This window comes from Prevotella sp. oral taxon 376 (assembly GCF_003043945.1).
In the GTDB taxonomy this organism is placed as follows: Bacteria; Bacteroidota; Bacteroidia; order Bacteroidales; family Bacteroidaceae; genus Prevotella.
The window spans coordinates 264,781-287,500 of sequence record NZ_PYXG01000003.1 but is presented as its reverse complement, the minus strand read 5'-3'; the positions used below and the strand labels follow the sequence as shown (position 1 = coordinate 287,500).

21 protein-coding genes, 2 tRNA genes and 2 rRNA genes (1 of these 25 cut by a window edge) are annotated in these 22,720 nt (G+C 53.3%); 14 read left to right on the top strand and 11 right to left on the bottom strand.

The annotated features are described in order from the left end of the window. From C7120_RS13560 to C7120_RS13545, 4 genes are all read right to left on the bottom strand, one after another. Window positions 1–764, bottom strand: a 23S ribosomal RNA gene (locus tag C7120_RS13560) (it extends 2,150 nt beyond the left edge of the window). 148 nt (window positions 765–912) lie between these two features. Further along, a tRNA-Ala gene (locus C7120_RS13555) sits at window positions 913–986 on the bottom strand. Between the two features lie 20 nt (window positions 987–1,006). Next, a tRNA-Ile gene (locus C7120_RS13550) sits at window positions 1,007–1,080 on the bottom strand. A gap of 144 nt (window positions 1,081–1,224) precedes the next feature. Beyond that, window positions 1,225–2,757: ribosomal RNA gene (locus C7120_RS13545) — 16S ribosomal RNA — on the bottom strand. The 16S and 23S rRNA genes sit together here with 2 tRNA genes alongside, the layout of an rRNA operon. Before the next feature lie 684 nt (window positions 2,758–3,441). Here C7120_RS13545 and C7120_RS13540 point away from each other — a divergent pair. After that, entirely contained in the window at window positions 3,442–4,167 is a 726-nt protein-coding gene (locus C7120_RS13540; RefSeq protein WP_107622177.1) for a Bax inhibitor-1/YccA family protein, read from the top strand. 131 nt (window positions 4,168–4,298) lie between these two features. On the opposite strand, the gene C7120_RS13535 is transcribed toward C7120_RS13540, so the two are convergent. Continuing rightward, window positions 4,299–4,670 carry a thioesterase family protein gene (locus tag C7120_RS13535; RefSeq protein ID WP_107622175.1) on the bottom strand — a complete coding sequence of 124 codons (372 nt, stop codon included), beginning with the start codon at window positions 4,668–4,670 and terminating at the stop codon, window positions 4,299–4,301. A 209-nt stretch (window positions 4,671–4,879) separates the two neighbouring features. Between C7120_RS13535 and C7120_RS13530 the strand changes: the two genes are divergently transcribed. From C7120_RS13530 to C7120_RS13480, 12 genes are all read left to right on the top strand, one after another. Beyond that, window positions 4,880–5,365: an arginine repressor gene (locus C7120_RS13530; protein WP_107622173.1), complete on the top strand. Its 486-nt coding sequence runs from the start codon at window positions 4,880–4,882 to the stop codon at window positions 5,363–5,365. A gap of 18 nt (window positions 5,366–5,383) precedes the next feature. Then, window positions 5,384–5,998, top strand: coding sequence for a GNAT family N-acetyltransferase (locus C7120_RS13525; protein WP_107622171.1), 615 nt, complete (start codon window positions 5,384–5,386; stop codon window positions 5,996–5,998). A 24-nt stretch (window positions 5,999–6,022) separates the two neighbouring features. Then, entirely contained in the window at window positions 6,023–7,222 is a 1,200-nt protein-coding gene (locus tag C7120_RS13520; RefSeq protein ID WP_107622169.1) for an argininosuccinate synthase, read from the top strand. A 106-nt stretch (window positions 7,223–7,328) separates the two neighbouring features. Continuing rightward, window positions 7,329–7,520, top strand: a complete 192-nt coding sequence (locus tag C7120_RS13515) for a PspC domain-containing protein (protein ID WP_107622167.1) — start codon at window positions 7,329–7,331, stop codon at window positions 7,518–7,520. Window positions 7,521–7,527: 7 nt separating this feature from the next. Then, window positions 7,528–8,496, top strand: a complete 969-nt coding sequence (gene argC, locus C7120_RS13510) for an N-acetyl-gamma-glutamyl-phosphate reductase (protein WP_107622165.1) — start codon at window positions 7,528–7,530, stop codon at window positions 8,494–8,496. Between the two features lie 181 nt (window positions 8,497–8,677). Next, a complete protein-coding gene (locus C7120_RS13505) occupies window positions 8,678–9,820 on the top strand; it encodes an aspartate aminotransferase family protein (protein ID WP_107622163.1) in 1,143 nt (380 codons plus the stop codon). Between the two features lie 169 nt (window positions 9,821–9,989). Then, window positions 9,990–10,547 (top strand): helix-turn-helix domain-containing protein, encoded by a 558-nt coding sequence (locus C7120_RS13500; protein WP_107622161.1) that lies wholly within the window; start codon window positions 9,990–9,992, stop codon window positions 10,545–10,547. An 18-nt stretch (window positions 10,548–10,565) separates the two neighbouring features. Then, complete coding sequence (locus C7120_RS13495) at window positions 10,566–12,254, top strand: AMP-binding protein (protein WP_107622159.1); 1,689 nt, start codon at window positions 10,566–10,568, stop codon at window positions 12,252–12,254. After that, complete coding sequence (locus tag C7120_RS13490) at window positions 12,251–13,213, top strand: acetylornithine carbamoyltransferase (protein ID WP_107622157.1); 963 nt, start codon at window positions 12,251–12,253, stop codon at window positions 13,211–13,213. The genes C7120_RS13495 and C7120_RS13490 overlap by 4 nt, the downstream gene beginning before the upstream one ends. Before the next feature lie 37 nt (window positions 13,214–13,250). Then, window positions 13,251–14,501: a S9 family peptidase gene (locus C7120_RS13485; protein ID WP_107622156.1), complete on the top strand. Its 1,251-nt coding sequence runs from the start codon at window positions 13,251–13,253 to the stop codon at window positions 14,499–14,501. An 82-nt stretch (window positions 14,502–14,583) separates the two neighbouring features. Beyond that, a complete protein-coding gene (locus C7120_RS14390) occupies window positions 14,584–14,772 on the top strand; it encodes a hypothetical protein (protein ID WP_369916891.1) in 189 nt (62 codons plus the stop codon). Between the two features lie 6 nt (window positions 14,773–14,778). Next, the gene (locus C7120_RS13480; protein ID WP_369916890.1) at window positions 14,779–15,621 is read left to right on the top strand and encodes a low specificity L-threonine aldolase; all 843 of its coding nucleotides are present in this window, start codon (window positions 14,779–14,781) and stop codon (window positions 15,619–15,621) included. Between the two features lie 252 nt (window positions 15,622–15,873). Here C7120_RS13480 and C7120_RS13475 read toward each other — a convergent pair whose 3' ends face one another. From C7120_RS13475 to kbl, 3 genes are all read right to left on the bottom strand, one after another. Then, window positions 15,874–16,899 carry a hypothetical protein gene (locus tag C7120_RS13475; protein WP_146154280.1) on the bottom strand — a complete coding sequence of 342 codons (1,026 nt, stop codon included), beginning with the start codon at window positions 16,897–16,899 and terminating at the stop codon, window positions 15,874–15,876. 125 nt (window positions 16,900–17,024) lie between these two features. Continuing rightward, the gene (locus tag C7120_RS13470; RefSeq protein ID WP_146154279.1) at window positions 17,025–17,366 is read right to left on the bottom strand and encodes a hypothetical protein; all 342 of its coding nucleotides are present in this window, start codon (window positions 17,364–17,366) and stop codon (window positions 17,025–17,027) included. Window positions 17,367–17,460: 94 nt separating this feature from the next. Beyond that, window positions 17,461–18,648, bottom strand: a complete 1,188-nt coding sequence (kbl, locus tag C7120_RS13465) for a glycine C-acetyltransferase (protein ID WP_107622151.1) — start codon at window positions 18,646–18,648, stop codon at window positions 17,461–17,463. Between the two features lie 185 nt (window positions 18,649–18,833). On the opposite strand from kbl, the gene C7120_RS13460 reads away from it, so the two are divergent. After that, window positions 18,834–19,787, top strand: a complete 954-nt coding sequence (locus tag C7120_RS13460; protein ID WP_107622150.1) for an NAD-dependent epimerase/dehydratase family protein — start codon at window positions 18,834–18,836, stop codon at window positions 19,785–19,787. Between the two features lie 116 nt (window positions 19,788–19,903). Here C7120_RS13460 and C7120_RS13455 read toward each other — a convergent pair whose 3' ends face one another. Genes C7120_RS13455 through C7120_RS13445 form a run of 3 tightly spaced genes read right to left on the bottom strand, consistent with a single transcriptional unit; the run spans window position 19,904 to window position 22,712 of the window. Next, a complete protein-coding gene (locus tag C7120_RS13455) occupies window positions 19,904–20,563 on the bottom strand; it encodes a NigD-like C-terminal domain-containing protein (RefSeq protein ID WP_107622148.1) in 660 nt (219 codons plus the stop codon). Continuing rightward, window positions 20,560–21,708, bottom strand: coding sequence for a 1-acyl-sn-glycerol-3-phosphate acyltransferase (locus C7120_RS13450; RefSeq protein ID WP_107622147.1), 1,149 nt, complete (start codon window positions 21,706–21,708; stop codon window positions 20,560–20,562). Before C7120_RS13450 ends, C7120_RS13455 begins: the two co-directional genes overlap by 4 nt. An 8-nt stretch (window positions 21,709–21,716) precedes the next feature. Further along, window positions 21,717–22,712 (bottom strand): D-alanine--D-alanine ligase, encoded by a 996-nt coding sequence (locus C7120_RS13445; RefSeq protein ID WP_107622230.1) that lies wholly within the window; start codon window positions 22,710–22,712, stop codon window positions 21,717–21,719. Between the last annotated feature and the right edge of the window lie 8 nt (window positions 22,713–22,720).

Sequence of the window (22,720 nt, the reverse complement as noted above, 5' to 3'; positions counted from 1 at the left end):
CCGTGTTACCGGAACTTCACCCTGGACATGCGTAGATCACTTGGTTTCGCGTCTGCCGCTACCGACTAAAACGCCCTATTAAGGCTCGCTTTCACTGCGGATACGCCACTCAATGGGGCTTAACCTCGCCGGAAACGGAAACTCGTAGGTTCATTATGCAAAAGGCACGCCGTCACACGAATAACGTGCTCCGACCGCTTGTAGGCGCATGGTTTCAGGAACTATTTCACTCTTCTGCTAGAAGTGCTTTTCACCTTTCCCTCACGGTACTTATACGCTATCGGTCTCACTCGAGTATTTAGCCTTGCCGGATGGGCCCGGCGGATTCGCGCAGGATTACTCGTGTCCCGCGTTACTCAGGATACCGCTATGTCCCGTCATGCTTCGGATAAGGGGCTATCACCCGCTAAGGCCGCCCTTTCCAGGGCCTTCTCCTCACAATCAAGGTACAACGGCGCGGTCCTACAACCCCGAAAGGGCCAAAAAGACCCCTACGGTTTGGGCTCATCCCCGGTCGCTCGCCGCTACTGGGGGAATCATCGTTATTTTCTTCTCCTGCGGGTACTAAGATGTTTCAGTTCCCCGCGTTAGCTCCCGGAGCATAAACGCACCGGGTGACTGTCCTGCAGACAGACGGGTTGTCCCATTCGGAAACCTCCGGATCAATGGCCATTTGCGCCTACCCGGAGCTTATCGCAGCTTATCGCGTCCTTCATCGCCTGAGTGAGCCAAGGCATCCACCATGCGCCCTTAAATACTTTCGCGCGCCGCCCCAACGCCGAAAAGGCCAGGGGCGGGCCCGTACTTCCGGCCCACCTATATAAGGAGGGCCTTCCTCTACTTCATTGTCTTGCCTGTGTCAATATGTCAAAGATCTTACCAAACGGAACCCAAAAAGATGGGGCCGAGTCGTGGAGAATAACGGATTCGAACCGTTGACCCCCTGCTTGCAAAGCAGGTGCTCTAGCCAGCTGAGCTAATCCCCCGGGGAAACGGGAAAGGGACGTAGTCCCAGGCAGACTTGAACTGCCGACCTCCACATTATCAGTGTGGCGCTCTGACCAACTGAGCTATGGGACTGAAGGCCCGGGACCAGCCCGCGCGGCCCGCAACAGGCAAGGCGCGGCGGAGGACCATCCCCGAAAAAATATGGGAAAGAGAGAACAGGAAACAGGAGGGAAGAGAACCGAAAGACACACGGAAAAAACCCAATGCCGTCTCCAGAAAGGAGGTGTTCCAGCCGCACCTTCCGGTACGGCTACCTTGTTACGACTTAGCCCCAATCACCGGTTTCGCCCTAGGCCGATCCTCGCGGTCACGGACTTCAGGCGCCCCCGGCTTTCATGGCTTGACGGGCGGTGTGTACAAGGCCCGGGAACGTATTCACCGCGCCATGGCTGATGCGCGATTACTAGCGAATCCAGCTTCGTGGGGTCGGGTTGCAGACCCCAGTCCGAACTGAGGCCGGATTTAGGGATTGGGCCGGGCTCGCGCCCGGACGACTCTCTGTACCGGCCATTGTAACACGTGTGTAGCCCCGGACGTAAGGGCCGTGCTGATTTGACGTCATCCCCACCTTCCTCACACCTTGCGGCGGCAGTGTCCGAAGAGTGCCCGGCATGACCCGATGGCAACTACGGAGAGGGGTTGCGCTCGTTATGGCACTTGAGCCGACACCTCACGGCACGAGCTGACGACAACCATGCAGCACCTTCACTGAGACCCCGAAGGGAAGCGCCGTCTCCGGCGCCGTCCTCAGCAATTCAAGCCCGGGTAAGGTTCCTCGCGTATCATCGAATTAAACCACATGTTCCTCCGCTTGTGCGGGCCCCCGTCAATTCCTTTGAGTTTCACCGTTGCCGGCGTACTCCCCAGGTGGGATGCTTAACGCTTTCGCTTGGCCGAAGGCACCAAGTGCCAACGGCGGGCATCCATCGTTTACAGCGCGGACTACCAGGGTATCTAATCCTGTTCGATACCCGCGCCTTCGAGCATAAGCGTCAGTTGCGCTCCCGCCGGCTGCCTTCGCAATCGGGGTTCCTCGTCATATCTAAGCATTTCACCGCTACACGACGAATTCCGCCGGCGTTGCGCGCACTCAAGCCCCCCAGTTCGCGCTGCAGGCCGGGCGTTGGGCGCCCGGGTTTCACAACACGCTTAAGGGGCGGCCTGCGCTCCCTTTAAACCCAATAAATCCGGATAACGCCAGGACCTTCCGTATTACCGCGGCTGCTGGCACGGAATTAGCCGGTCCTTATTCGCGCGGTACCTGCAAAGGGGAACACGTTCCCCAATTTATCCCCGCGCAAAAGCAGTTTACAACCCATAGGGCCGTCATCCTGCACGCTACTTGGCTGGTTCAGGCTTCCGCCCATTGACCAATATTCCTCACTGCTGCCTCCCGTAGGAGTCTGGTCCGTGTCTCAGTACCAGTGTGGGGGACCTTCCTCTCAGAACCCCTACCGATCGAAGCCCTGGTGGGCCGTTACCCCGCCAGCAAGCTAATCGGACGCATCCCCATCGACCGGCCGGAAAAATACCTTTCATCCTCATCGGAGGACCTCAGAGGACTACATGGGGGATTAGGCCGCCTTTCGACGGGTTATACCCCGGCCGGGGGCAGGTTGGATACGCGTTACTCACCCATTCGCCGGTCGCCATCATCGGTTGCAAGCAACCGACATGATGCCCCTCGACTTGCATGTGTTAAGCCTGTAGCTAGCGTTCATCCTGAGCCAGGATCAAACTCTCCATTGTAAAAAATCATGTGGCGGCGCCAAATTCCCAAAAAAGGAAACGGCGCGCGCCGATCCGGTCAGAACGGCTATCCGGAATCCGTGGAATCTTCCCAATACCAATCAAGGAAAAGGGAAAAACGGACTCTTCCTGAAAAATGACAGGCAAAAACCAAACCGGGCAACGAGCGCCGGGAAGGAGAATGCCTGGACTTCCTGTACTACCTGTCTCTCTATGTAAGAATGCCAAAGAACGAAAAATATCAAGCTAACGACCCGCAAAATGGGCGAAAGCGAGTGCAAAGGTAACACAAAAAAAACAACCGGCCAAACTTTGGGGGAGATAATTTCAGGAATAAGGAAAAGTTTTCGGAAATGTTGACAAAACAAAAGGAAAGGGAAAAAAGGGGAAAATGCATACATTATTATATATATAGGAGGAAGAAAGGAACAAGAAAAGAAAACATACCTTATTATTATATATAGAGTGAAGAAAGAAATGGACTTCCATTATCTTTTTCATTATACCCTCACGCCTGCGGATATGAGGGCGTAAAGCTTTCTGCCATCCTGTCAGAGCGGGCGGGAAGAATTCTGTCGTAGAGGAGGGGGCGGCACAATTTTTGTTAATAATCAATAGAAGCAAATACGAAATACGAAAAGTATTGGTATATTTGCAAGGTCTTATTAATAGAATAAAGGTAATATGGAAATTGACGAATTAGAAAGAACGATCAGAAAAGAGGAAAGCATCAGCCTTTCCGAGGCGTTTCCTGCTTTAATGCGTAAAGTATATCTATGGATGACGCTGGCTCTCGCCATTAGTGGCGTTACGGCTTACGGCGTGGCCAACTCTCCGGCTTTGCTACAGGCCATCTATAGCAACAGTCTTGTCTTCTTCGGCATCATCATCGCCGAACTGGTAATGGTATGGAAGATTGCGGGCAGCGTTTGGAAAGAGAACCGTTCCCTCACCACCACGACATTGATGTTTGTTATATTCTCGGCATTGAACGGTGCCACGCTGGCATACATCTTCGCCATGTTCTCCACCACAGCCATTGTCAAGACATTCCTGGTTTCTACCACCACCTTCGCTGCCACCGCAGCTTTCGGATACTTCACGAGGCGCGACCTGACCAAACTTGGAGGCATCCTGCTGATGGCACTCATCGGCCTGATTATCGCCGGACTCGTGAATATGTTCATTGCCAGTTCCACGATGGACCTTATGGTCAGCGCCCTTGGCGTGCTGATTTTCGTCGGCCTGACGGCGTGGGACAGCCAACGCATCAAAGTCCAGCTGGCCATGGCTCCCGACCTGAGCGAGAGCAGTCAGAAGATTGCACTGGCAGGGGCGTTGAGCCTCTACTTAGACTTCATCAATCTCTTCCTCTATTTGCTGCGCTTCTTCGGCAACAGCGACAATTAGTCAGAAGAGTTAAGAAAACACTTATCGGGAGCTGGGGATTAGTCCTCGGCTCCCGTTTGTGTATCAAGAACAAGTATCAGAATGTATATGCCAGAAGAATACCCAGCGGCATAACCCAGCGAGCGGCCAACTTAAAGCTTTGACAGGAAGCGCGCTCGATCAACCATGAAACGCAGGTGCTTCCCCTCGCCGATTACCCTATCCCCCATTTTGGCGGTGATGTGGTAATAAAGTTTACGGCCTTCTATCCTGACAAGGATGGCCGTAGCCTCCACCCGTGTGCCCACCTTGGACGGCTGGAGATGCGAACTCTCTATATGTCCACCCACCGTGGTCTGTCCCTCCTCCAGTTCGGCGGCCACCGCCAGCATGGCGGCATTCTCCATGAGAGCCAGCATGGCAGGCGTGGCAAGTACCGGCATATCGCCTGATCCGACATGAAGGGCCGTGTCCGAATCCCTCACCGTGAGAACACTTGTATGCGTAAGTCCTTCTTTCAACATGATTCCTAAGATTTAAAAGTTTTACCTCGGCAAAGATAATAAAACTAATCGGAATCACGGTGAAAAACCGGCAGGATCTTCCAGAAGTCCCCTCTAATTTGTGCATAATATGCAAAAATAAAATGAATATTCACAAAAAATAAGCCAATTTCTTGCATATTATTCAAAAATAGACTATCTTTGCGACTAAATTTGAATAAATATACAACATGTCAAAGAAGAAGAACGACCGCATAGAAGTACTGAAAATGCTGATTTCCAGCAAGGAGATGGGCAGTCAGGAGGAAGTCATGCAAGAACTCAAGAACGAAGGATTCCCTATTACGCAGGCCACCCTGAGCCGCGACATGAAACAACTGCGCATCGCAAAAGCCTCGAGCATGGACGGGAAAAGCGTTTATGTTCTGCCCAATGAGACCATGTATAAACGCGTGCGCAAGCCAAAAGCCGCCACGACTCTGCTTCAGACTCCAGGATTCGTGTCGCTCAACTATTCCGGGAACATGGGTGTCATCAAGACCCGGCCCGGCTACGCGAGCTCTATCGCTTATAACATAGATATCTCAAGCATACCTGAGATTCTCGGAACAATCGCCGGAGACGACACCATCTTCCTCGCCTTGAAGGAAGGGGCATCAAAAACGGCACTTGAGGAAGGTCTGGGAACTATTATTCCGAACCTGAAACTCGAATAAAGACTATAAGAGAGAGAAATGGAAGAAATCAAGGTTTTGGTGGCCGACCCTTCTCATGAGAAGTATGTCGACACCATCCTACAGACCATCGCAGATGCTGCCAAGGTGCGCGGAACGGGTATAGCGAAGCGCACCCATGAGTATCTGACTACGAAGATGCGGGAGGCAAAGGCCGTGATAGCCCTCTCGGGCGACAAGTTTGCCGGCTTCAGCTACATCGAGACATGGGGAAACAGAGAATATGTTACCACCTCCGGACTCATCGTCCACCCCGATTTCCGCGGCCAGGGCATCGCAAAGAAAATCAAGGACATGACCTTCTCGCTGGCCCGCACCCGCTGGCCTCACGCGAAAATATTCAGTCTCACGAGCGGAGCGGCGGTGATGGCCATGAACACCCAGCTCGGCTATCAGCCCGTTACCTTCGCCGACCTCACCAGCGACGAGGCCTTCTGGAAGGGCTGCGAAAGCTGTGTGAATGTAGATGTGCTGCAGCGCACCAATCGAAAATACTGTATCTGCACCGCCATGCTCTACGATCCGGAGGAGCACCTGCCCGCGAAGATCCCCACGGCCGTGCTTGAGAGAATCCGGCGAATTGACAGGAAGAGACCGAAAGAAGATCAGATATAAACAAACAAAACAACAGATAAGACTATGGCAAAGAAGAAAGTAGTGGTGGCCTTCTCGGGAGGACTCGACACATCCTATACCGTGATGAAACTGACGGAGGACGGATGGGATGTCTATGCGGCATGTGCCAACACGGGAGGATTCTCTCCCGAGCAGTTGAAAACCAATGAAGAGAACGCCTATCAATTGGGAGCCATCGCCTATGCGACTCTCGATGTAACACAGGAATATTACGAAAAGAGCCTGAAATACATGATTTTCGGGAATATACTGCGCAACAACTGCTATCCCATCAGCGTTTCTTCGGAACGCATCTTCCAGGCTATTGCCATTGCGCGGTATGCCAGGGAGATCGGGGCCGATGCCATTGCCCATGGCAGCACGGGTGCCGGCAACGACCAGATACGCTTCGACATGACCTTCCTGGTACTGGCCCCGGGCATCGAAATCATCACCCTGACCCGCGACAAGGCCCTCTCCCGACAGGAGGAAGTGGACTATTTGAACGCGCATGGTTTCCATGCCGACTTCACGAAACTGAAATACAGCTACAATGTGGGTATCTGGGGGACCTCCATCTGCGGCGGCGAATTGCTTGCCCCTGCGCAAGGCCTCCCGGAAGAAGCCTACCTGAAGCATGTAACCCGGGAGGAAGAGAGTGAACTGAAGATAGAATTCCAGAGAGGCGAGGTCGTGGCCGTCAACGGCGAGAGATTCGACGACAAGGTCAAGGCCATCCAGAAAATCGAGGAAATTGGCGCAGCCTATGCCATCGGGCGCGACTGCAATGTCGGCGATACCATCATCGGCATCAAGGGGCGGGTAGGCTTTGAGGCCGCGGCTCCCAAGCTCATCATCGAGGCTCACCGCCTGCTGGAGAAAAGCACCCTGTCTAAATGGCAACAATACTGGAAAGATCAGGTGGCTAACTGGTATGGTATGTTCCTGCACGAGAGCCAGTATCTCGAGCCGGTCATGCCCGACATCGAGGCCATGCTCCGCTCCTCGCAGCGCCATGTAAACGGAACGGCCATCCTGAAGCTCCGTCCCTACGGGTTCCAGAGCGTGGGCGTGGACTCCCCCGACGACCTCACGAAAAGCAAGCTCGGCGAATATGGCGAGATGCAACACGGCTGGACGGCACAGGATGCCAAGGGATTCATCAAAGTGTTGAGCACTCCGCTGCGCGTCTACTACGGCATGCACCCCGACGAGAAAAGGTAAAGCATCCGCCCTGTCTTCGTGAAAAAAGACAGAATTCGGCGGTTTCCGCAACCTTTCCCTCCACCATGCCGTCTAAAAGATACAACAACTTTAAAAAGCAAGAATTATGTCTACAGGCAAGAGATTAGAGCGTTCGGCCGACAGGATACTGGGCGGCGTATGCGCGGGTATCGCCGAGTACTTTGACTGGGACCCCACCGTGGTCCGCGTCGTGTATACCCTGCTCACATTCTGCACTGCGTTCAGCGGCATCATCGTCTATATACTCCTTTGGTTCGTGATGCCGCCCAAAACATAAACAGCTCATGATAAGAATAGGAATATTAGGCGGAGCCGGCTATACGGCAGGCGAGCTCATCCGCCTGCTGCTCAATCATCCGCAGGCAGAAATCATATTCGTGAACAGCGAGAGCAACGCCGGAAACCTCCTGACAGATGTGCACGAAGGACTCTATGGCGACACCGACATGCGCTTTACCCGCGACATGCCGTTCGAAAAGATAGATATAGCATTCTTCTGCTTCGGCCATGGCAAGAGCGAAGCCTTCCTCCGAGAGCACGCCCTGCCACCGGAACTTAAGATCATAGACCTTGCACAAGACTTCAGACTTGAATGTCCGGACAATGATTATGTATACGGACTACCCGAAATCAACAAAGAAAAAATAGCCCGAGCCCGCCATGTGGCCAACCCGGGATGCTTTGCCACCTGCATACAGCTCGGTCTGCTTCCTGCCGCGGGCATGCGCCTCATCAACGAGGATGTGTCGGTGAACGCCATCACGGGAAGCACCGGAGCCGGTCAGAGACCCGGACCGACCACCCATTTCTCGTGGCGCAGCGACAATCTGAGCGTCTATAAAGCCTTCAGCCATCAACATGTGCCCGAAATCAAGCAGAGCCTGAAGCAGGCGCAGGGGTATCTCAACGCTGCCATCGACTTCATTCCCTACCGCGGCAACTTTGCCCGGGGCATCTTCGCGACGGCTGTCGTAAAGACCGACGCCAACCTTGAAGACATCGTGAGAGGGTATGAGGACTTCTATAAGGACGCAAGATTCACACACTATGTGGACAAGCCTCTCGACCTGAAACAGGTGGTGAACACCAACAAAGCCCTTGTCCATGCCGACAAATACGGCGACAAGCTCCTCATTACCTGCTGCATAGACAATCTCCTGAAAGGAGCCGTGGGACAGGCAGTGCAGAATATGAACCTTATGTTCGGCATCGACGAGGCGTCGGGACTGCACCTGAAACCGAGCGCCTTCTGAGAAAGGATGACGAAAGGCTGTCTCCCGCCTGACAAAATCGGCGAGATTGAACGACGAAATCGCCGAATTCGTCCGACAATTTCGGCGATTTCGTCATCCTTCCAGCCGCAAAAAGCTTTCCTCCTCACATTTCCCGCCAAAGGAAGGCAGAATCTTTTAAAGAACAAGAAAACACCAAGACATGAAACTATTTGATGTATATCCCCTCTTCCCCGTAACCATCGTGAAAGGACAGGGATGCAAAGTATGGGACGATCAGGGGCAGGAATACCTCGATTTCTATGGCGGCCATGCCGTAATCAGCATCGGGCACAGCCATCCCCACTATGTCAAGAAGATGACCGAGCAGCTCGACAGGATCGGGTTCTACAGCAACTCGATCATCAATCGGCTACAGCACGAGTTCGCCGCACGGCTCGGAAAGGCAAGCGGCTGCGACGACTATCAGCTGTTTCTGATCAATTCAGGGGCAGAGGCCAACGAGAATTGTCTGAAACTGGCTTCTTTCAAGACCGGCAGGAAGCGCGTTCTCGCCGCCGAGGGAGCCTTCCATGGGCGCACCTCACTTGTCGTCGAGGCCACTGATAACCCGAAGATCGTGGCTCCGGTAAACAACAATGGCCATGTTACCTTCCTCCCTCTCAACGACCTCGAGGCCTGGGAGCGAGAGTTGGAGAAGCAAGATGTGTGCGCATGTATCCTTGAATGTATTCAGGGAGTGGGCGGCGTGCACATGGCTACACCAGAGTTTGCCCAGGGACTTCAGGCTGCCTGCCGGAGGTATGGCGCCGTCCTCGTCTGCGACGAGATACAGTGCGGATATGGCCGAAGCGGCAAATTCTTCGCCTTCCAGTGGCTGGGCATCCGCCCCGATCTCATCAGCGTGGCCAAGGGCATCGGCAACGGCTTCCCAATGGGAGGCGTGCTCATCGCGCCGGAGTTCGCCCCCGTCTACGGCCAGCTGGGCACCACCTTCGGCGGCAGCCACCTCGCGTGCACGGCAGCCCTGGCCGTTCTGGATGTCTTCGAGCAAGAGAAGACCGTGGAGAATGCGCACGAGGTGGGTGAATACTTCATCAGCCGGCTGAGAGAACTGCAGAAGAAGGAGCCCCATATCCTTGCTGTCAGGGGGCGCGGACTGATGATAGGCGTAGTGATGGACATCCCGCACAAAGAGCTGCGGTCGAAGCTCATCTTTGAGCAGCACTGCTTTACGGGCTGTGCCTCGAGCAACATTCTGCGCATCCTGCCGCCACTCTCCATCACGAAAGCGGATGTGGACGATTTCATAAACCGCCTGAAGGCCGCGTTCGCATCACTTTAAACATTCCCGACGGCAACCCACAGCCCGGAAATTACAAATGTCTCGTTTCATCCTGTGCCTTATGTGGCATTTGTAGTTTTATCGGGCCGTTTAGTTAAAAATCATTCATGCGCATCCCCGGATTCGTGTTTTTTTAGTATCTTTGACGCAAGTTTAAGACAATATAAGAATGGCAGAAGAATCAATCAAACAAATCGGTCAGCGATTAAAAGGTCTGCGAGAGGTTCTCGAAATCCCGGCAGAAGAGATCGCGGAACTCTGTGGCATAAGCCTTGAGCATTATCAGAAAATAGAAGAAGGCGAGGCCGACCCCGGAGTATACCGACTCTCCAAGATTGCCAAGCGATATGGCATAGACCTCAATGTGCTCCTCTTCGGCGAAGAACCTCACATGAGCGCCTACTTCGTAACCCGAAAGGGACAGGGGCTGAGCGTCAATCGGCGCAAGGACTATAAGTACCAGAGTCTCGGAAGCGGATTCAGAAGCCGCAAGGTGGATCCATTCCTCGTAACCGTAGACCCTCTTCCCGGCAACGAGAACCACAGCAAGAACCACCATGAAGGGCAGGAATTCGACATGGTCATGTCGGGACAGCTCGAAATTACCATCGGCGAGAAGGTGCTCACGCTGAACCCGGGCGACAGTATCTATTTCAATTCCAACGAAGACCACTGCATGAGGGCCATCGGCGAGGAGCCGTGCCAGTTTCTGTGTGTCGTCATATAATCATCGGAGATTAGCAAAATGATAGAGAGATTCTTATCGCAGACTCAGTTTGCTTCAGAGAAAGACTTCAAGAAAAACCTGCATTTTATCATACCGGAGGAGTTTAACTTTGCCTATGATGTGATGGATGAATGGGCAAAAGAACAACCGGAAAGACTGGCTTTGCTGTGGACCAGTGAGCGCGGAGAGGAAATTCGCTTTACCTTCAAGGACCTGAAGGAGCAGAGCGACCAAGTCGCGGCCTACTATCAGTCGCTCGGAATCGGACACGACGATAAAGTGATGCTCATTCTCAAGCGCCACTACCAGTGGTGGCTGTCGATGCTGGCACTCTGTAAGCTTGGTGCCGTGGCCATTCCCGCTACCCATATGCTCACCAAGCACGACCTCGTCTATCGCAACCAGCGGGCTTCCGTGAAAGCCATCATCTGTGTCAACGACGACTATGTAACGGCGCAGATCCGGGCGGCCATGCCGGAAAGCCCAACCGTGAAAACGCTCGTAGCCGTCAACTCGCCGGCCCAGGCTGACCTTCCCGTACCGGAAGGCTTTCATGATTGGAACAGGGAGTGGAGGCAGACACCGCCATTCAGGCGGCCGGAGCATGCGAATTCCAACGAGGACACCATGCTGATGTATTTCACAAGCGGAACTTCCGGCGAGCCGAAGATGGTCGCCCACGACCATCTCTATGCCCTCGGCCATCTCACAACGGGCGTCTACTGGCACAATCTGGATGCCGACAGCGTCCATCTCACCGTTGCCGATACCGGCTGGGGCAAGGCCGTTTGGGGCAAGCTCTACGGTCAATGGTTTGCGGGAGCCACTGTCTTTGTCTATGATCACGAGAAATTTACCGCTGAAAAGATTCTCCGCCAGATTGAGAAATACCGCATCACCTCCTTCTGTGCGCCGCCTACCATCTACCGGTTTATGATTCAGGAGAATTTTGCGAACTACGACCTCTCTTCCCTAAAGTATTGCACGACGGCCGGAGAAGCCCTCGAGCCCGCTGTCTACCAGAAGTTCCATGAGCTCACAGGCATCAAGCTGATGGAGGGATTCGGGCAGACCGAAACCACGATGACGCTTGGCACCTTTCCCTGGAACGAGCCGCGGCCCGGCTCAATGGGAAAGCCTAATCCGCAATACGATGTCCATTTGCTCAAGCCTGACGGCACTGAATGCGAGGATGGAGAAAAAGGAGAACTCTGCATAGTGATTGGCGACCGTAAGCCCATCGGCCTTTTCAAGTACTACTATCGTGATGAAGCCAAGACCAAGGATGTCTGGCACGATGGATATTACCATACCGGCGACCTCGCCTGGCGCGATCAGGACGGCTATTACTGGTTTGTAGGCCGTGCCGACGATGTCATCAAGAGTTCCGGCTACCGCATCGGGCCTTTCGAAGTGGAGAGTGCGCTGATGCAGCATCCCGCCGTCGTAGAGTGTGCCGTTACCGGTGTTCCGGATCCCGTGCGGGGAATGGTGGTAAAGGCGACGGTCATCCTCGCCGGCGAATACAAGACGCGGGCAGGAGAAGAGCTGATAAAGGAACTCCAGAGCTTCGTAAAGCGCGAGACCGCGCCCTACAAATATCCTCGTGTCATCGAGTTTGTCGATGAACTTCCAAAGACCATCAGCGGCAAGATTCGCCGTGTGGAAATCCGCGAGAAAGACCAAAACAAGGAATCACAGATATGAAGACTTTTTTCCATGTAGAAGACATAGGCGACCTGAGGCTGGCCCTCGAAGAGGCCAAGGAGGTAAAGGACAACCGTTTCGGATATCAGCAGCTGGGCAAGAACAAGACGCTTCTGATGATATTCTTCAACAACAGTCTGCGCACCCGACTGAGTACACAAAAGGCCGCAATGAATCTTGGCATGAATGTCATCGTACTCGATGTGAACGCCGGGGCGTGGAAGCTGGAGACGGAGCGGGGTGTCATCATGAACGGAGACAAGAGCGAACACCTGCTCGAGGCCATTCCCGTGATGGGATGCTATTGCGACATCATCGCCATACGCAGCTTCGCGGGCCTCAAGAATCGTGATTACGACTATGCCGAGACCATTGTCAATCAGTTTGTGGAATACAGCGGAAAGCCCGTAGTGGCCATGGAGACGGCCACGGTGCATCCCCTTCAGGCATTTGCCGACCTCATCACCATTGAGGAGCACAGGCAGACGGAGCGACCGAAGGTGGTTCTCACTTGGGCGCCTCACTGCCGGGCCTTGCCCCAGGCAGTGCCCAACAGCTTTGCCGAATGGATGAACGCCGCCGATGTAGACTTCGTCATCACCCACCCCAAGGGCTATGAACTTGACCCGAAGTTCACGGGCAAGGCTCCCATTGAGTACGACCAGCATAAAGCCCTGCGAGGAGCAGACTTCGTATATGCCAAGAACTGGAGCTGCCCGGGAGTATCCGACAAACAGCAATATGGGCAAATCCTAAGCGAAGACAGGGCCTGGACCATCGATCGCGAGCACATGTCCTGGACCAACCAAGGATATTTCATGCACTGTCTGCCCGTGCGACGGGGGCTCATCGTCAGCGACGAGGTCATCGAAAGCGACCATTCCCTGATCATTCCAGAGGCCGCCAACCGTGAAATCAGCGCCGAGGTTGTGCTGAAGCGGATGCTGGAAACCCTTTGAACAGACAGGAAACATCCTATAGAAAAACGAAAAAAACATGCGGAACAAAAACAGACTGACTGCATCCCTCATCCTTATAGTAATGGCGGGTGCCGTCCATGCACAAGGCATCGCGGGTTCCTGGAAGGGCAATCTGGATGCAGGTATCCAAAAATTGGAGATGATCTTCAACTTCACCAAAGCCCCCGACGGCAGCAACCAGTGCACGATAGATATACCCGAGCAGGGCGCACAGGGCATTCCCGCCCAGCTGCTCCACTTCTCGAGAGACTCCGTAAGCCTGCGGGTGGCAGCCATCGGCATGACTTATACTGGCAAACTGACCGACAAGGTCATTCACGGAACCTTCCGGCAAGGCCTCGCTACGCTCCCGCTGGAGCTGAAACCGGGCCGCCCCGCGCCCCCTGACAGGCCACAGGAGCCCAAAGCCCCCTTCCCATACACCACCGAAGAGGTAACCTTCAATAATCCCAAAGCCAATGCCACGCTGGCCGGTACACTGACTTTCCCCGTAGGCTACAAGCCCGGGAAACGCACACCCGTGGTGCTGATGGTAACAGGAAGCGGTCCCCAAAAGCGAGACGAGGGCGTCTTCGACCACAAGCCGTTCCTCGTCCTGGCAGATTTCCTGGCACGGCACGGCATCGCCTCGCTGCGCTACGACGACCGGGGCATCGGCCAGTCTACAGGATCCTTCAAGGGCGCAACATCCAAAGACTTTGCCGATGACGCCAAGGCCGGGCTCGACTATCTGAAAAAACGCAGACAGTTTGGCCCCGTCGGACTTCTCGGGCATAGCGAAGGCGGCCTCATCGCCTTCATGATAGGAGCCCAAAAAGCCGCCGACTTCCTCGTTGTCATGGCCGGACCGGGCATCAAAGGCGACACGCTGATCGCCGAGCAGGCCAACGCCAACCTGCAGATTTACGGTCAGAAGCCCACGCAGAGCGTGAAAAACCTGCGCCGCGAGCTGGCTGCCAAGCCACAGGACCCGTGGATGAACTATTTCATCGACTGCGATCCGGCCCCCTACATACGCCAGATCAGCATCCCACTGATGGCCATCAACGGCAGCAAAGACCATCAGGTGCTGCCGCAGACCAACCTAAAGATGATTCGTGAACTACAGAAAAACGGAAACCGGAAGAATCTCATCAAGGAATACGAGGGACTGAACCATCTGTTCCAGCACTGCACCACGGGTGGCGGCAATGAGTATTACCAGATAGAGGAGACCATTTCGCCCGAGGTATTGAGCGACATCGCTAACTGGATCAACGGCCTCTGACTCCATCAACCCATAACTTCATGATTCCTTTCATTCTTCTTAACTCCTTCAACTCCCGTCTTTCTTAACTTCCCAAAAAGCAATGATCTCCTTTGAGAACGACTATAACAACGGAGCGCACCCCAAGGTATTGGAGCACCTCACAGAGACCAACGACCGACAGAGCCTCACTTACGGCTCCGACGAGTGGAGCGAAGCCGCACGGAAAAAGATCCGCACCGTCTGCGGATGTCCCGAGGCGCAGATATACTTCTTATCGGGAGGCACATAGACCAATATGACTGTCATCGACGGATGTCTCCGGCATTATGAGGCCGTGCTATCGGCCGAGACGGGCCACATCAACATCCATGAGGCCGGAGCCATCGAGTTCAGCGGCCACAAGGTGATTGCGCTGCCGTCAAAAGACGGCAAGATGATGCCCCGGGACCTCGCCCGATATATGGAATGGTTTTCCCACGACGAGAGCCGGGAACATCTTGCCCAACCCGCAATGGTCTATCTCACCTTCCCCAGCGAATACGGCACCCTCTATTCGGCAGCGGAAATCACGGAGATATACGATATCTGCCGGAAGTACAGCCTCAAGCTGTTCATCGACGGAGCACGGTTAGGCTATGGGCTGATGGCAGCAGAGGGCGACATCGACCTGTCATGGCTGGCCGCCCACTGTGATGTATTCTACATCGGAGGCACCAAGGTGGGCGCTCTCTGCGGTGAGGCCGTTGTATTCCCGAAAGGAGACGCCCCCAAGTCGTTCTTCACCATCACCAAGCAGCATGGTGCGCTGATGGCTAAAGGGCGACTGATCGGCATTCAGTTTGACGCCCTCTTCACCGACTGCCTCTACTTCGACATCTCCCGTCATGCCCTGAAAATGGCAGGAAAGATGAAGCAACTCTTCAGGGAGAAAGGCCTACGCCTCGCCATCGACTCACCCACCAACCTGCAGTTCGTCATCCTGACCAACGAGCAGGTGAGCAAATTGGGCGAACAGGTGCTCTTCTCGCTCTGGGAGCCCAGTAGCACCGACAGCATGGTGTGCCGCTTCGTAACCAGCTGGTCAACGACGGAAGCCGACCTTGAAACCCTGAAGAAAGAACTCGACAAGATATTGTAATCCGCCACCTCGCTCTCTCCGTCGACAAGGGGAAACCCCTCTGGCAAGAAGGCGGACGACCTACGAGAAAACAAGAAGCCGTTGCCGACACGACAAAATCGGCGATTTTGAATGACAATTTCGGCGATTTCGTGCGACAATATCGCCGATTTTTTCAAACAGGAAGCCACCTTCCGCAACATGGAGGGTGGCTTTCCTTTTTTCTATAGGCGGCATTACGGTCAAATGTCCATCACTTTTCCAAAACCAATCTTACTCGAATCCGTCGCCGAAATCATTCCAAGGCGTATACGGCCACTTGTCAAGCAGGGGCTGATAACGGGCATGATAGTGCTTCTTCATGGCCGAATGGAAATACTCACGGTAATACCTGTTGCCCTTGGCCTTACGCAGCGTGAGGTCTATCTGCCGGTAAGCCCACGGGCTGTCGTAGGCCATGAGTGCCTCGAAAAGGTATTTGATGCGGGCATAGTCATAATATTTGCGGCGCACCTCATAGTTCCGGATGGTCAGCAGCGTGGTTTTGAAAGCCTCATCGGGCCAATTTCTCACGGCCAGCAATGCCTCGTTGGTATGGCCTTTGCGGCCAGCCTGCGCACCCTCCTTATCCAATCCTCTCGCATATTGCAGCAAGGCTTCCGCAATGAGCGCCTTGTCGGCCTCCCGACGATAGCGGGCAAGCAACGGCAAAGCCTCTGCGATGTGTTCTTTTACATATAGTTGTCGCACCCGTTGCTCATATTCTGGAAGTCCCGATGGCAGTCGGTAGAGCAGTCGGCGGGTATAATCCAATCGGGCGGCAACGGGCGAACAGAGTGCCGCGGAGTCTATTCGCGCCGAGTCGGAAGCGCTCAGCCAGCCCTCGCCACGGCCTTCCATCAACCATTCTATATATAGATTCTGGGTGTAGTCGCCGTAAATGACATCAGCAGACCGCACCGTTACGCGGGACGAATCACTCATATTGCGCAGCACAAGGGCCTTACACACGGGCGACCGACTGTCTATGAGCGCACGCAGGGCCGAGAGCCGCAGAGGCGGCGAGAGATTCTGCTGTTTCACGAGGGCGATAAGTTTGGGGGTGGAAGCCATATGCCCCAACAAGTCTTGGTAAATCCACTCCGGCACCAGGCCACCCCAGCCATTGTCCCAGTAGGTGGAATACAGCGTACGATGGTTCAAGCTGTCGATGATTTGACTCAAAACTTGTCCCTGAGCAGGCACTCCCCACAGGGCGAGGGGCAGCCAAATAAGGATTTTAAAGATGGTTTTCCGCATGTTTACAAGTTTCGATTTATAGACAAAAATAAGTTTTTCTCGGCACATGATCAAGCTTTTGCGGAAAAAATTGGAGGTTTACGTCCCCTTAGAAGAGTGCGCGTTGTAAGATAGCATGCGCCTCGTCAGTTCAAAAACACCCAGGCCACGAAACAGAGATTGATACCGTGGAAAACCGCAGGGGGCACCCACGCCCAGCCATGCCGCCCCTGTCGGTAGAGCCGGAAAGAGCAGAACATACCAGCCAGAATGAGGAACGGGTAACTGTTTACCGCGAAAAAGGCAGCATAGGCACGCCAGTCTGCCTTAGGATCATCAAAGAAAAAGATACTCATAAACAGCAGAACAGGAGCAATAGACAAAGGAATGAGATTGAAAATCATCAGCCCCACGGGCATTTCCTGCTTGCGACCGGAACGCAAAACCATCAAGAGCACGAGCACTACCAGCCCTAACAATACTTCCATCAACATACTGCGGAAAAGCTTTGAGGGGTGAGATTTTTACAGAAAGGGTGCCAAGTCATTTATACTCGGCACCCAGTTTGAATTTAAAGATGTATTATTTGATAACGCCAAGCTCCTTGCCCACCTTCACAAAGGCCGTAATACACTTGTCGAGCTGCTCTCGCGTGTGCGCCGCGGAGAGCTGAACACGAATGCGAGCCTCGCCTTTCGGCACTACCGGATAGTAGAAGCCCGTAACATAGATGCCCTCCTCGAGCAGGCGGTTGGCATATTTCTGCGACAGCGGGGCGTCGTAGAGCATCACGGCGCAGATGGCACTCTGGGTGGGTTTGATGTCGAATCCGGCTGCCATCATCTTGTCGCGGAAGTAGTTTACATTCTCCACGAGGCGGTCGTGAATGTCGTTGTTCTCCTTCAGCATCTTGAAGACCTCGAGGCTGGCACCGATGATGCCGGGAGCCAGGGAGTTGGAGAACAGGTAAGGACGGCTGCTCTGGCGGAGCATGTCGATGATTTCCTTGCGCCCGGTGGTGAATCCTCCGAGGGCTCCCCCGAACGACTTACCCAGCGTGCCGGTGTAGATATCCACGCGGCCATAGGTATCCGTCAGCTCGCTCACGCCGTGGCCGGTAGCCCCGACGACACCCGCGGAATGCGACTCGTCGACCATTACCAGAGCGTCATACTTCTCTGCCAGATCGCAGATCTTATCGACGGGAGCCACATTGCCGTCCATGGAGAAGACTCCATCCGTACAGATGATGCGGAAACGCTGTGCCTGGGCCTCCTGTAAGCATTTCTCCAGCTCCGCCATATCGGCATTGGCATAACGATAACGCTTGGCTTTGCACAGGCGTACGCCGTCGATGATGGAGGCATGGTTCAAGGCGTCGGAGATAATGGCATCCTCCTCGGTGAGAAAAGAGCCGAAGAGGCCGCCATTGGCGTCAAAGCAAGCGGCATAGAGAATGGTGTCCTCGGTGTGGAAATACTCTGAAATGACGGTCTCGAGCTCCTTGTGGATGTCCTGGGTGCCACAGATGAATCGCACCGATGACATACCGAAGCCCCGCCTGTCCATCATTTTCTTGGATCCCTCAATCACTCTCGGGTTATTGGAAAGTCCCAGATAGTTGTTCGCGCAAAAGTTGAGCACTTCCTCTCCCTTTACCTGGATGGCGGCTCCCTGCGGACTTTCGATGATGCGTTCTTCCTTGTATAGACCTGCCTTCTTCAGTTCATCCAAGGCTTTGCTAAGATGTTCTTTCATTTTTCCGTACATAACATTAGATTTTAAAATTGCTTGATGCAAAGTAACTCATTATTTTCTACATAACCTATTGTTTTGTGTTATTTTTTTTAAAACAGCTGGCGAAATTCTTATTTTTAACCTCAAAGATCGATGGAATCTGGAAAAAAATTCGTTATTTTGCATTCCGGAAATAAAAACAACTTTAGTACAATAGTATGAAAAATATCTTGGTAATCGGTTCTACCGGTCAAATTGGTTCTGAATTAACCAGAGAATTAAGAAAAAGGTATGGTAACGAGCATGTAGTAGCAGGCTTTATCAAGGGGGCGGAACCTAAGGGAGAGCTCTTGGAATCGGGGCCTTCAGCAGAAGCCGATGTTACGAATGCCGAAATGATTGCCGATATTGTGAGGCACTACAACATCGATACGATCTACAATCTCGCAGCCTTACTTTCGGTAGTAGCCGAATCCAAGCCCCGCCTGGCATGGAAGATAGGTATCGAGGGCCTATGGAACATCCTCGAGGTGGCCCGCGAGAACCACTGTTCCGTGTTCACTCCGAGCTCCATTGGAAGCTTCGGGCCCAGCACGCCCCACGACCATACGCCCCAGGATACCATTCAGCGGCCTACCACGATGTATGGCATTACAAAGGTAACGACCGAGCTTCTGAGTGATTATTACTTCCACAAGTATGGCGTCGACACGCGTTCCGTGCGCTTTCCGGGTGTCATCTCCTATGTAACTCCTCCCGGAGGAGGCACCACCGACTATGCCGTAGACATCTATTATTATGCCACGCGCGGCGAGAAATTTACCTGTCCTATCAAGGAAGGCACCAGAATGGACATGATCTACATGCCCGACGCGCTCAACGCAAGCATCATGCTGATGGAGGCTGACCCAACCCGACTTGTCCATCACAATGGTTTTAACATCGCATCCCTTAGCTTTGGACCGGAGACCGTCTATCAGGCCATCAGGAAATACAAGCCAGACTTTGAGATGGTCTACGATATCGATCCCCTGAAACAAGGAATCGCAGAGAGCTGGCCAGATATCATGGACGACACCTGTGCCCGTCAGGAATGGGACTGGAAACCGATCTACGACCTTGATGCCATGACAAAGGATATGCTTGAGCATCTGGCTGTAAAACTAAAGTAGTTGTGAATTCGTAAAAGGAAGACCTCTCCGCGAAAAAACAAAGGCTGCTAATGTTCTTTCATTAACGGCTTTCTTTCGTACAGACAAGTCTCACTTTTGCATGCAAGGAACTGCTGTCAGATGCTGCGCTGAATAATGCCTTTATAGGTGTTGACGGTCAGGTGGAAGACCGATGTCCTGTCCTCCTCTTGCAAGGGAAGGCTCAGATAAGCACGCGAGGAATAGTATTGAGGCACATGATTCTGATCGTGGGTGAGCGTAATGTACACCTGGCGAGTACCGTCGGCCGCCGTAGCCACGCTGTCTTTTCGTATTCCAATGGTCTGGGGACCGTACCGCATCTCTCCACCCTGTCCCGTTTTTACATAAAAACTTATATTCAGGTATCGTCCATTCTTGCTCCTCCACAAGCTCTGGAAAGTAACGGGATCGGTCTTCAGCGTATCCGGCCGGCTGGTATCGGCATATTTCACGGTAAGTACCGAGACAATTTGGAAGGGAACTACCTGTCCCGCAACCTTCTCCTTTTTATAATATAAGAGCGCACGGTAAGTGGAATCCGCCGTCCCCGCCCATTTCTCCATAGCATGAGGGCTAAGCACGAGGTGCTCATTCTCATCCGTAACAGCACTGTCAAACTCTCCCCTTGCCACGGTATGAGCCTCCACAAAGTCGGCCCTCACATACGAGTAAGAACCATCGCCCGTCTCATAGCCCTCATTGGAGCAACTTACAAGGAAGGGCAAAGTCATCAGAAAGAGTCGGAAATGCTTCATAGTGCGGCAAAATGATTTATGGCAGGGTTGGCATACATCGTCAACATGCGCTCCCGGAGAAAAGCCTCGTCCTTGTTGTAAAGGTCGATCTTCGCCATCTGAGCAGTCAAATACTGCTCAAACTGCGCCTTGTCTGCTTCTGAATAATAGGCGGCATGCTCGTTATTGTCAGCCAGCAAGTCCATTGCCAGATAGTTCACCGGATAAAGGCGGTAGCCGCGGTGTATCTCGTGATCGATATGTTCTGCCACAATACGATAGAAATCGTTTTTCGGCAGGTCAGGGTCGAGGTTGCGCAGAAAGTCATCTATACAGGGAGCGGCATGATAATGAATGTGCCCCTTGAAGCCCAGAATGCCCGTTTGCATACTCACGAGGTCATCCTGAGCCCCTTTTCTCCACCCCGCGATGTCGCGGCGCTGCTGGAATTCCTTTGCCTTGAGATAGTCGCAGGGGTCAAATTCATAGCTGACAGACAAGGGAACAAGATGCAACTGAACGAGGCGGTCGGTCAAGGAACCCGTTCCTCCCATGGTCATCATCTTCAAGACGGCCTCCTGGGTGCGGTCGTTGCTGTCTTTTGCGCGACCTTCCCGCTGTGCAATCCACACATTGTCGTTTTTCTCCCCGATGACAAAGTGCATGTATTCTGCCAGTCTCCTGCTCGCCATCAGCATCTCTCGCATCGGCAGATTACGCTCCACGATAAACGATTTGTTGAGCCTGACAAGGTCTTTCACCCACGGCAGCAAGAGCAGATTGTCGCCAATGGCTATCTCACAAGTGGTCTTGAAGCCTGCGTCATAAAGCAGAACATCAAGAATCGCTGAGTCAAGAACGATGTCGCGATGGTTGCTGATAAAGGTAAAACGCCTCGTTACATCCAGCGCGGAGCAATCGAAATCACATCCCAGACTGGCTTTCTTCAGCAGATTCTTGATGAAATCATAGCAAAAAGCCAACTGGAATTCCAGAGAAGACTTGCACCCTTTCATCTTCCGGGCCACCACCTCGATGGGCATCTGCGGGTAGAGATACTTCACGATCTGGCAGAACTGTTCGCTCCGGAGCAGCCTGTCGTAGACTTCCGGTAACTCCTCCGGCTCAAACGGCCGAATAGAGTCAAACTTCTCTGGTATCTTCATTGCCTGTATTAGAATTGATTTTCAACGATTTCCGTAAGGACCTGCTTAATATCCAGACCTGCCGCCCGCACCTGCTGAGGGATGAAACTGGTAGCTGTCATACCTGGCGTCGTATTGATTTCCAACATGTTCACCTCGTCCTTGCCATCAGCATCCTTCGTGATGATATAGTCAATCCGGATAATACCATTGCAATGCAGGATGTCGTAGATACGACTGGTCTCTTCAGCGACAGCCTTGGCGGTCTCAGGAGCAATGCGGGCGGGGGTGATTTCCTGAACCTGACCGTTGTATTTCGCATCATAATCGAAGAATTCATTAGATGTAACCACCTCCGTAGCGGGGAAAACCACGCTCTTCGCCCTGGTCTTGTAACAACCAATTGAAATCTCCGTTCCCTCCATATAGCGCTCTACCATCACCTCGTCGCTTTCCATAAAGGCAACCCGTAACGCAGGTGCGAGTTGGTCGGTGTTCTTCACTTTCGAAACGCCGAAACTCGATCCGTCCGCAGCCGGCTTTACGAAGCAGGGCATACCGATGCGTTTCCCGATCTCTTCCTCATCATATTCCTCACCCCGGCGAAGCAGGATGCTGTCCGCAACACGGACTCCGAAGCCGCGAAGATAGTTGTTGAGCACATATTTATCAAAGGTCATGGCCTCCACCAGGACGCCGCTCGTGGAATAAGGCAGGTGCAGCATGTCGAAGTAACCCTGCATCATGCCGTTCTCTCCGGGAGTACCATGGATGGTGATATAAGCATAGTCGAACACAACAGCTTTCCCATCCATGACGAAAGAAAAGTCGTTTTTGTCAATCTTGATATTGTTCCGGCCGGCAAACTCCACATGCCAGTCCACCCCTTTCACATCGACAATATAGACATTATATCTCTCCTTGTCGAAGAATGAATACAAACCCTCGGCCGAACGCATGCTTACATCATGCTCCGAGGAATCGCCACCACAGACAATGGCTATATTTCTCTTGAAATTTTCCATATCTCTCA

Bases quoted from the DNA above. Each gene is read 5' to 3' on its own strand.
- C7120_RS13540 (WP_107622177.1), top strand. From the start codon at position 3,442: ATGGAAATTGACGAATTAGAAAGAACGATCAGAAAAGAGGAAAGCATC.
- C7120_RS13535 (WP_107622175.1), bottom strand. From the start codon at position 4,670: ATGTTGAAAGAAGGACTTACGCATACAAGTGTTCTCACGGTGAGGGAT.
- C7120_RS13530 (WP_107622173.1), top strand. From the start codon at position 4,880: ATGTCAAAGAAGAAGAACGACCGCATAGAAGTACTGAAAATGCTGATT.
- C7120_RS13525 (WP_107622171.1), top strand. From the start codon at position 5,384: ATGGAAGAAATCAAGGTTTTGGTGGCCGACCCTTCTCATGAGAAGTAT.
- C7120_RS13520 (WP_107622169.1), top strand. From the start codon at position 6,023: ATGGCAAAGAAGAAAGTAGTGGTGGCCTTCTCGGGAGGACTCGACACA.
- C7120_RS13515 (WP_107622167.1), top strand. From the start codon at position 7,329: ATGTCTACAGGCAAGAGATTAGAGCGTTCGGCCGACAGGATACTGGGC.
- argC (WP_107622165.1), top strand. From the start codon at position 7,528: ATGATAAGAATAGGAATATTAGGCGGAGCCGGCTATACGGCAGGCGAG.
- C7120_RS13505 (WP_107622163.1), top strand. From the start codon at position 8,678: ATGAAACTATTTGATGTATATCCCCTCTTCCCCGTAACCATCGTGAAA.
- C7120_RS13500 (WP_107622161.1), top strand. From the start codon at position 9,990: ATGGCAGAAGAATCAATCAAACAAATCGGTCAGCGATTAAAAGGTCTG.
- C7120_RS13495 (WP_107622159.1), top strand. From the start codon at position 10,566: ATGATAGAGAGATTCTTATCGCAGACTCAGTTTGCTTCAGAGAAAGAC.
- C7120_RS13490 (WP_107622157.1), top strand. From the start codon at position 12,251: ATGAAGACTTTTTTCCATGTAGAAGACATAGGCGACCTGAGGCTGGCC.
- C7120_RS13485 (WP_107622156.1), top strand. From the start codon at position 13,251: ATGCGGAACAAAAACAGACTGACTGCATCCCTCATCCTTATAGTAATG.
- C7120_RS14390 (WP_369916891.1), top strand. From the start codon at position 14,584: ATGATCTCCTTTGAGAACGACTATAACAACGGAGCGCACCCCAAGGTA.
- C7120_RS13480 (WP_369916890.1), top strand. From the start codon at position 14,779: ATGACTGTCATCGACGGATGTCTCCGGCATTATGAGGCCGTGCTATCG.
- C7120_RS13475 (WP_146154280.1), bottom strand. From the start codon at position 16,899: ATGCGGAAAACCATCTTTAAAATCCTTATTTGGCTGCCCCTCGCCCTG.
- C7120_RS13470 (WP_146154279.1), bottom strand. From the start codon at position 17,366: ATGGAAGTATTGTTAGGGCTGGTAGTGCTCGTGCTCTTGATGGTTTTG.
- kbl (WP_107622151.1), bottom strand. From the start codon at position 18,648: ATGTACGGAAAAATGAAAGAACATCTTAGCAAAGCCTTGGATGAACTG.
- C7120_RS13460 (WP_107622150.1), top strand. From the start codon at position 18,834: ATGAAAAATATCTTGGTAATCGGTTCTACCGGTCAAATTGGTTCTGAA.
- C7120_RS13455 (WP_107622148.1), bottom strand. From the start codon at position 20,563: ATGAAGCATTTCCGACTCTTTCTGATGACTTTGCCCTTCCTTGTAAGT.
- C7120_RS13450 (WP_107622147.1), bottom strand. From the start codon at position 21,708: ATGAAGATACCAGAGAAGTTTGACTCTATTCGGCCGTTTGAGCCGGAG.
- C7120_RS13445 (WP_107622230.1), bottom strand. From the start codon at position 22,712: ATGGAAAATTTCAAGAGAAATATAGCCATTGTCTGTGGTGGCGATTCC.